Annotated in this window: 7 protein-coding genes and 1 pseudogene; 6 read left to right on the plus strand and 2 right to left on the minus strand. The window is 67.9% G+C overall.

Features of this window, described 5'->3' with window-relative positions; genetic code table 11:
- The first annotated feature begins 37 nt into the window (after positions 1 to 37).
- From chrA to BAY60_RS34940, 3 genes are all read left to right on the plus strand, one after another.
- Positions 38 to 1,405 (plus strand): chromate efflux transporter, encoded by a 1,368-nt coding sequence (gene chrA, locus BAY60_RS34935; RefSeq protein WP_075849299.1) that lies wholly within the window; start codon positions 38 to 40, stop codon positions 1,403 to 1,405.
- Positions 1,406 to 1,496: 91 nt separating this feature from the next.
- Positions 1,497 to 1,757: a hypothetical protein gene (locus tag BAY60_RS37425; RefSeq protein WP_075849297.1), complete on the plus strand. Its 261-nt coding sequence runs from the start codon at positions 1,497 to 1,499 to the stop codon at positions 1,755 to 1,757.
- A 222-nt stretch (positions 1,758 to 1,979) separates the two neighbouring features.
- Positions 1,980 to 2,624: an HAD family hydrolase gene (locus tag BAY60_RS34940; protein WP_075849295.1), complete on the plus strand. Its 645-nt coding sequence runs from the start codon at positions 1,980 to 1,982 to the stop codon at positions 2,622 to 2,624.
- Positions 2,625 to 2,639: 15 nt separating this feature from the next.
- Here BAY60_RS34940 and BAY60_RS34945 read toward each other — a convergent pair whose 3' ends face one another.
- On the minus strand, positions 2,640 to 3,908 hold the full coding sequence (locus BAY60_RS34945) for a helix-turn-helix domain-containing protein (protein ID WP_075849293.1): 1,269 nt from the start codon (positions 3,906 to 3,908) through the stop codon (positions 2,640 to 2,642).
- 526 nt (positions 3,909 to 4,434) lie between these two features.
- Between BAY60_RS34945 and BAY60_RS34950 the strand changes: the two genes are divergently transcribed.
- The 3 genes from BAY60_RS34950 (at position 4,435) to BAY60_RS34960 (ending at position 6,140) form a co-directional block, all read left to right on the plus strand.
- Positions 4,435 to 4,884, plus strand: coding sequence for an NUDIX domain-containing protein (locus BAY60_RS34950; protein ID WP_158056995.1), 450 nt, complete (start codon positions 4,435 to 4,437; stop codon positions 4,882 to 4,884).
- Positions 4,885 to 4,957: 73 nt separating this feature from the next.
- Positions 4,958 to 5,833 carry an inositol monophosphatase family protein gene (locus BAY60_RS34955; RefSeq protein ID WP_112276290.1) on the plus strand — a complete coding sequence of 292 codons (876 nt, stop codon included), beginning with the start codon at positions 4,958 to 4,960 and terminating at the stop codon, positions 5,831 to 5,833.
- Complete coding sequence (locus BAY60_RS34960) at positions 5,823 to 6,140, plus strand: hypothetical protein (protein WP_112276292.1); 318 nt, start codon at positions 5,823 to 5,825, stop codon at positions 6,138 to 6,140. The genes BAY60_RS34955 and BAY60_RS34960 overlap by 11 nt, the downstream gene beginning before the upstream one ends.
- A gap of 804 nt (positions 6,141 to 6,944) precedes the next feature.
- Here BAY60_RS34960 and BAY60_RS34965 read toward each other — a convergent pair.
- Positions 6,945 to 7,666 (minus strand): annotated as a pseudogene (locus BAY60_RS34965) (IS256 family transposase); the annotation flags it as partial.
- Positions 7,667 to 7,786: the final 120 nt, after the last annotated feature.

The raw sequence follows: 7,786 nt of genomic DNA on the forward strand, positions 1-7,786 counted from the left end.
ATTGCGCGTGGAGTTGAACGAGGAGGGACGCTCACCCATGTCCGAAACCGCGAACCGGGACGTCATCCCACTGCGTACCGCGACCTGGGCGTGGTTTCTGATCTCGCTGCAGACGTTCGGAGGCCCGGCCGGGCAGATCGCGGTCATGCAACGCACCCTGGTCGAGGAGAAACGCTGGATCGGCCAACAACGCTTCCTGCACGCGCTGAACTACTGCATGCTGCTGCCCGGCCCCGAAGCCCAGCAGCTGGCCATCTACGTGGGATGGCTACTCAACGGCCGCCGCGGCGGGATCATCGCCGGGACCCTGTTCGTGCTGCCCGGCATGGTTGCCCTGCTCGCGCTGTCGGCCATCTACGTGACGTTCGGCGACACCACCCTGGTGACCGCGATCTTCGCCGGGCTCGCACCCGCGGTGGTCGCGATCATCGCCCAAGCCGTACCCAGGGTCGGCAAACGCGTCCTGCACCACCCCGCGCTCATCGGGATCGCCGCCGCCGGCTTTGTGGCGCTGGCGGTGTTCGCGGTCCCGTTCCCGATCGTCATCGCCGCAGCAGCGGCCATCGGCTGGGCACTCGGCCGGTTCGCACCCCGCACGATCAAACCCCCGCCCACCAACGGCGCCGCCGACGGACCAGCACCGTTGATCCCCGACGACGCCCTGCACCACGAAGCCCCCTCTACACGGCGGAGCCTGACCGTGCTCGGTGTCGGTCTGCTGCTCTGGGCCGCCCCGATCGCCGCGGTGGCGGTGTTCACCGGCGTGGGCAGCACGCTCACCACGCAGGGGCTGTTCTTCTCCGGCACCGCCGTGGTCACCTTCGGCGGCGCCTACGCCGTGCTCGCCTTCGTCGCCCAGCGCGCCGTCGAGGTCTACGGCTGGCTCTCCGCCCAAGACATGGTGCGGGGCCTCGCTCTGGCCGAGTCCACCCCCGGCCCGCTGATCATGGTCGTGCAGTTCGTGGCCTTCCTCGGCGCCTACCACCACCCCGGTAGCCTCGACCCATGGGTCGCCGGGGTGCTCGGGGCGCTGCTGACCACCTGGGTCACCTTCGTGCCCTGCTTCCTGTTCATCCTGCTCGGCGCCCCCTACGTCGAACGCCTCCGCCACAACCGCGGCATCTCCACCGCACTGACCGGCATCACCGCCGCTGTCGTCGGTGTGATCGCCAACCTCGCCCTGTACTTCGCCCTGCACACCCTCTTCACCACCAGCGATGTCCACCGATTCGGGCCGGTGCAGGTGAACCTGCCCGAACTAGCCAGCTTCCGACCCGTGGCCGCCGCGATCACCGCCATCGCCCTCGTCCTGGTGTTCGCGCTGCGCTGGCCGATGCTGCGCACCCTGGCCGTCTGCGCCGGTCTCGGCGCCACCGCCGCACTTTTCGGGCTTCCCCTCACCTGATCGAGCCCACATGCCCCATCGATCGTCGAAGCGCTCAAGGTCCGCGCCGACGTCCACCCAGGTATGCAACCCGGCACCGGACTGGTGGCGTATGGCGCTGGCCGAGGGCAACACGCTGGTCTCCCTCACCGCCCGCAGACTGGAATCCGGCGACGAGGTGCACTGGGAGTTGGGCGCGATCGGTCACGGGCCAGCCGCCGCCGAGCTGACCCAGTACCTCTGCGACGAGATCCGATCCTGGGCGCCCGAGCGGAACCAGCACACGCCATCGCTCATCGTCTATCCGGCTGATACCCCGGACAGCGAACTGGCGGGCCCGCCATCGACAAGACACACAGCAGGTTTGTCCTAACCTACGGCGACCTGACTAGGTGACCTAGCCGCTAGTCTCCTTGCCGCTGTGCTGCTGCGGACGTCAGGCCGAGGCTCGGGCTGACCGTTTGTTCGAACTGCGTCGACCAAGGCTGCCGGGAAGCGGACGCCGGGCGGGTGCCAGGACCCGAATCTCAGTGGGTTGGGCGGCCGAAGGGCCTCGCTGTCGCGCGGTGGCTGTACGTGACGTAGGAGTAAGAGCATGGTGACCGCGGTGGTGTTCGACGTGGGCGAGACGTTGCTGGACGACTCGCGGGAGTGGGGTGCGTGGGCCGACTGGATCGGCGTTTCCCGCCATACCTTCTCGACGGTGCTGGGTGCGGTCACCGCCGCTGGCCGGGACAATGCCGAGACGTTCCAGTACTTCAAGCCGGGCTTCGACGTCGCACGGGAACGGCGGCTGCGCGAGGAGGCTGGCCTGGGTGAGCGCATCGAGGACAGCGACCTCTACAGCGATGTGCGGCCCGGCCTGGCTGCGCTGCGAGAACGCGGCTTGTGGGTCGGGGTAGCTGGGAACCAGACCGCTCGCGCGGCCGAGCTGTTGCGTGCGCTGGAGCTGCCGGTGGACCGGATCGCGACCTCGGGGGAATGGGGTGCCGCCAAGCCGTCGTCCGAGTTCTTCGCCCGCGTGGCAGAGATGGTCCCCGACGGGCCGGGCGAGACGGTGTACGTGGGTGACCACCGGGACAACGACGTGGTTGCCGCGAAGGCAGCGGGCTTCTGCACGGCGTTGATCCGGCGGGGCCCGTGGGGCTACCTGTGGGCTGACGACCCACTGGTCCGTCGCGACGCGGATTGGGTAATCGACTCCCTTTACGACCTGCCGGATCTGTTGTCCCTGCGCTGAGCGGCTGGTGGCGGCTCAGCGAGCGCGGGCCCAAGCGGCGAGGTCGAGCAAGCCGGCGCTGGGCGTGCTGTGGGTGCGCAGCAGGGACGAGAGGGACTGGCGGACCTGCGGGTGGGTGCGGGTGTGCTCGGGCGCGGCACGGCGTGCAGCCTGAAGGCACAGGTAAGCGTCTTCGTGGCGACCGAGGGTGAGCTGGGCGCGGGCCAGATCGATGAAGTAGTGGGAGCGACGCTCGGCGGGAAGTTCGTCGGGCGGGTGCCAGGACGCCGCGCGTTCGATACCCAGTGGATCTCGAAGTTCGACGGCGACTGCGAGTTCGTGGATGCGTAGGGAGGCCGGGCCGAACGCGGTGCCGACGTAGATTCCCTCGGGCGCCCTGCCCGCAGCGCGGCGGGCCTCGCGCAGGTGATCAGCTGCGACGTCGGCTTTGCCCGCCCGGCCGGCCACGACTGCGGCGCGCATGTGCAAGGCACCGAACGCGGCTGAGGAGGAAGTCGTATCGAGATCGGGCACGTGGTCAACAGCAAGTTCGAGAGCGCGGGCGGCGGTGTCCAGGTCGCCGGTGGCAAAGAAGGTTTCGGTGCGCACGTACGCCACAGCGGCCAGTAGCAGCGGGTCCTCGGCGATCTGGGCGGCCGAGCGCATCAAGTCGATCAGTCTGGCGGACAAATCCAGGTAGCCGAACTTGAACGCCACGCCGTCAGCAGCCCGCAACGCCAAGGTCAGCAGGGCGGCGGCGTGGCGCTGGCCTGCCGCGTCGCCGAGCTGACCGGCGCGGGCGAGTTCGGCGATGAGGTCGGGCAAGCGGCGGGCGAGGTTGCCGTAGCGCGACTGCAGCCGGTCGTCGCTGGCTCGGATGATCTCGCCGTGCAGGTCGTCCAGAGACCTGGTTGGTCCGTCGTCGGGCAGGTCCAGCCGGTCAAGCGCGCGGCGCAGGCGCGGGATAGCGGCATGGATGACGTCGGCCTCGGGCGCCGGTCCGTCCTCGTGAACGGTCCGCTCGACGGGGGCCGTCACCAGGCTCGACGAAGGTGAGACCAGGACCGTCGTGATGTTGGCAGCAGGTCGCCGAAGGGTACGTCGCAGCAGGTCGTCGAGTACGTCGAGCGAGACCTGCAGGGCGGTGGCGAGGCCGCGCCGCTGCCAAGGCTGAGGTGACTGGACCCCACGTTCCCAACGCCCGATGGTGGTCCGTTCGACCTTCAGGGTGACGGCGAGGGCTTCCTGGGTATAACCAGCGGCCTCGCGGGCAACGGCGAGCGGGGTGAGAGGCCGTGCTGCCATCGCGTTGTCCCTCCTTCCAGACCCTCCATAGCGCACAGTACTCGCCGGTTTTCGCAGCGTAGGGAGGGTGTCGCCTCATCGCTGCCTCATGGCCGCTCCGTTCTCGACCACGGCTGACGACCCGACTGATCGCCAATCGCAGTTGCATGCCCATCTGGGTGAAGCCCCTCGCTCCAGCAGACCAACAGCGCGCTGGTCAGCGCCTGGGTCGCCCCGTTGACGCCTCGTTCTCGCCGCACGGCCGCTCTGGTGATCGGCAAGGGCGGCGTCGTTGACTGGGATTCGGCCTGCGGTGGGCGACCCCCGACCGCCCACCGCAGGCCATACCGGTCTCAGCCACCCTCTCGCTACGGAAAGTGAGCTTGCTTCAGTGGATATGCGCGAGGTGCAACCAGCACGCTCACCCGCGCCGGTCGACAACCAGTCGAGCCTGGTGGCCCCGGTAGTGCGATGAGGACCACCACGTTGGCCTCTTCGAGGCGTCACCTCGGTTATCGTCCTGTCCATCGATCGTGAGAGCACCATGATGACCTCCACCACCACTCCAGCTCTCGGTCCTCTTGTCGGGGCATACGGCCTCGTTGGGCACGAGGAGCGCCTCCTGCTCGTCCGAGACCGGGACGCCAGTGCCTTCCGGCTACCCGGTGGTCGAGTACAACCCGGTGAATCCGTTGAGGACGCCCTGCGGCGCTCCCTGCGGGAACAGACCGACGTCGACCTCGCCTACCTCGACTTCTGCGCCACCGTCGAACTGCGTGACCACACCTCACCAAACGGGCCTGCCCTCTACGAACTGGCCCTGCTGTTCGACGTGACTCTCGCCGACCCCGAAGCCGCCCGGTCCAGCGAACACGAACTGCGGTGGTTCACCGAAGCGGACCTCCACCAAATCGAGCTGCGCCCCGCAGTCATCGCGGAACGACTGCGAAGCGACGCGCTGACCGTCGAACACCCGTGGTGGCCGCACCACTCCTGACCTTCACCGTCCACGGCCCGGTCCATTCGGCGCTGCTATGCGAGCCGGGTATGCCCGAAGAACCGAAGGAACCATGCTGTCGGCACCCGACCTCACCACTGCCCTGCCCGCGGCACAGGCCGCGATCGATCTTGCGGTCGAGCATGTCCTCAGCCACCGTCCTCGCTCGATCCGGTACAAGGGCGACCGCGACCCTGTATCCGAAGTGGACGAGGGCGTCGAACACGTTGTCCGCCAACGGTTGATTGCCGACGGGCACACCGAGATCGGGTTCCTCGGAGAGGAAACCGGCGCGGTTGGTAGCCAGAAGACCTACTGGGTTCTCGATCCCATCGACGGCACGATCAACCACCACCACGGCAGTCCCTTGTGTGCGATCGCCCTCGGGCTCGTGCACAACCACCGGCCCATCCTCGGCGTCACCGCGCTTCCTTTTCTCGGGCACCGCTACTGGGCGACCGACGGGCAAGGCGCCTACCGCGACGGAGAACTCATCGCCGTCTCGGCCACCGAGTCGCTCGATCGAGCCCTGATCGGGTTCAGCGACTATGGCAGCGGCCAGGACACTGCCCTGCGAGACGTGCTCTGCTCTACTGTGGACCGGGAACTCACCGCACGGGCACAAGGGCTTCGTCGCTACGGCTCTTCCGCACTTGACCTCGTCTGGGTCGCCGACGGCACCCTTGACGCCTGCGTCCTGCTCGGCAACCGGACCTGGGATACCGCGGCCGGGGCAGTCATCGCCCGCGAGGCGGGAGCCCTCGTCTTGGATGCCGACGCCAGCCCTCACACCACCCGTTCCCGGTGCGCGATCGCCACCACGCCGGGACTTCGCGACGAGTTGCTGCCCTTCCTGCGGGTCTTGCGTGGCACCCGTTTTTGGCCCGATGACGACCGACCCGAACCCGTCATGAGTCCGACCGGCTTGCCGCAGAGCGGTGAACCGTAGTGAGGAGCCGGACACGAAGGCGGACGCGATGGTGATCCTGCCGAGTCCTCGCTGGTCGCCGGAAACCCCCGGACTGTCGTTCGATGCTGTCCACGGTAAGGCCGCGCGCCGCCATGCCGACAACGGACCACTCACCGAGTACCTCCCCAGCCTTGGACAACTGCCCGCCACGGGGCCGTCCGCGCTTCCGCTGGACCTCGACGAGGAACGGGCCGCCGCGCGTCGGGCCGCGCTGGAGGGACCGCGGCCCGACGACGAGCACCTGGCGCTTCTCGACCGCGTGCTGCACGCACTGCGCCGCCTGTGACCAGCGCCGCCGCGACCTTGGCTGGAGTCCGTTTCATGCACCCGGCAACCGATGGCCTCACGATTCCCGACCCGATCCCGGACGCTTCGATCTTCCAACCCGCGCCGTGGGTCGCTCCGTCTTCCGAGCAGCTTCCCTTCCTCCGCCGGCGGCTTCACGAGCACTACACCACCATCGCGGCCGAGGGCGCCCAGCAAGGACGAACAGGCCAGGTCGCGCGAGCCGCCGCGGTGGAGAGCGAGGATCGGGAAGTACGCCGATACGCCCGCGATGAAGCCGGCCGCCTCAAGAACGCGAGCCTGACGTGGGTCGACCACGAGGCGATCGAGATGGCCGTGACCTACTCGTCCACCCCGTCCACCGAACCCGCCAGCCCGGACCGAATGCCCAGCATGACCGGCTTCATGCTGTTCGAGAGCTGCATCGGCGGCGCCCTCTATGACGCCGCGCGTGCGCAAGACCTGCCAGGCTCAGGATGGACACCAGCCCCCTGGCTCTACGACGTCTCCGGTTACGTCGAGGCCCCAATCGTCGCCATCAGCTGGTCACGCCTGCCACCGCCGCACGAGGACCGGGTCCAACTGTCGTTCTACACCCCAAATCGGCCGCCCCAATGGGACGGCCTGCCCCCGGACACGTTCGTCGCCCAGTGGGCAGCGACAAAGACCTGCTACAGCGCGGGCTACTTCGCCGACCATGTCCGCACTGTCTCGGCCCGGATGAGCCCGATGCCGGTACTCGCTACCTTCACCGCGACCCTCCAGTTCGGTGAACTGCTCCCCGAACCCGACGCGAACCACTGCGGTCGATCAGGACACTCATCCAGAACTTCGCGCCCTCGCCACCAGTGCCATCCACAGGCCCAGGACGTCCTTGCGGCCGTCCACGGTGACCCCGATGGCGGCATAGACGGGCCGGTTGGCAACCTGACCGTCGCGAACCTTGACATGGATCGCGTCGATGAACACGGCGACGTACACCGCATCCAGCGGGCGGGTAGCCCAGTCGTTCATGTCGCCGACGACCTTGTCGGTGATCCGCGAGATCGTTTCCTTGCTGACCGAGGATCCATAGATCTCGGCGAAATGCGCCGAGATATCCCCGGTCGTCAATCCCTTCGCATACAACGACAATACGATCTCGTCCACTTCGGTGAGCCGACGCTGCCGCTTCTTCACGATCTGCGGCTCGAACGTGCTCTCCCGATCCCGCGGTACATTGACTTCGACCTCGCCCGCGGCGTCTGAGATCACCGTTTTCGCCCGGGTGCCGTTGCGCACGTTCGCTGACTCGCGATCCGGGTCGGCCTGGTTCTTCTCGTGCCCGAGATGCTCGGTCATTTCCTCGTTGAGTGCGGTTTCCAGCACGTTCTTGGTGAACAGCTTCAGCAACCCGTCCGGCCCGGTCAGCGCCAGCCCGCGGGCTTTCGCTTCGGCCACCATCGCCGCCGCGGCGGCCTGCTCCGGCGACAGCTCCCGCGCCGGCTTGGGCTCACGCTTGCGTGGACTCACAACCTCAGATGTCATCACTCACAGTGCCCATCCCGCCGGACCTCAGTCCGGCGTGTCGGGCCGGAAACACCGATCTTGGAACAGTCCCGAGGCGACGTCCTGTCAACGCTCTCTCAAAACTGACCCCCGGTGGGT

Source organism: Prauserella muralis (genome assembly GCF_003202285.1).
Lineage (GTDB): Bacteria > Actinomycetota > Actinomycetes > Mycobacteriales > Pseudonocardiaceae > Prauserella_B > Prauserella_B muralis.

What these genes read in the sequence shown, in the direction of transcription:
- chrA (WP_075849299.1), top strand. Translation starts at nt 38, where the DNA reads ATGTCCGAAACCGCGAACCGGGACGTCATCCCACTGCGTACCGCGACC.
- BAY60_RS34950 (WP_158056995.1), top strand. Translation starts at nt 4,435, where the DNA reads ATGACCTCCACCACCACTCCAGCTCTCGGTCCTCTTGTCGGGGCATAC.
- BAY60_RS34945 (WP_075849293.1), bottom strand. Translation starts at nt 3,908, where the DNA reads ATGGCAGCACGGCCTCTCACCCCGCTCGCCGTTGCCCGCGAGGCCGCT.
- BAY60_RS37425 (WP_075849297.1), top strand. Translation starts at nt 1,497, where the DNA reads ATGGCGCTGGCCGAGGGCAACACGCTGGTCTCCCTCACCGCCCGCAGA.
- BAY60_RS34940 (WP_075849295.1), top strand. Translation starts at nt 1,980, where the DNA reads ATGGTGACCGCGGTGGTGTTCGACGTGGGCGAGACGTTGCTGGACGAC.
- BAY60_RS34955 (WP_112276290.1), top strand. Translation starts at nt 4,958, where the DNA reads ATGCTGTCGGCACCCGACCTCACCACTGCCCTGCCCGCGGCACAGGCC.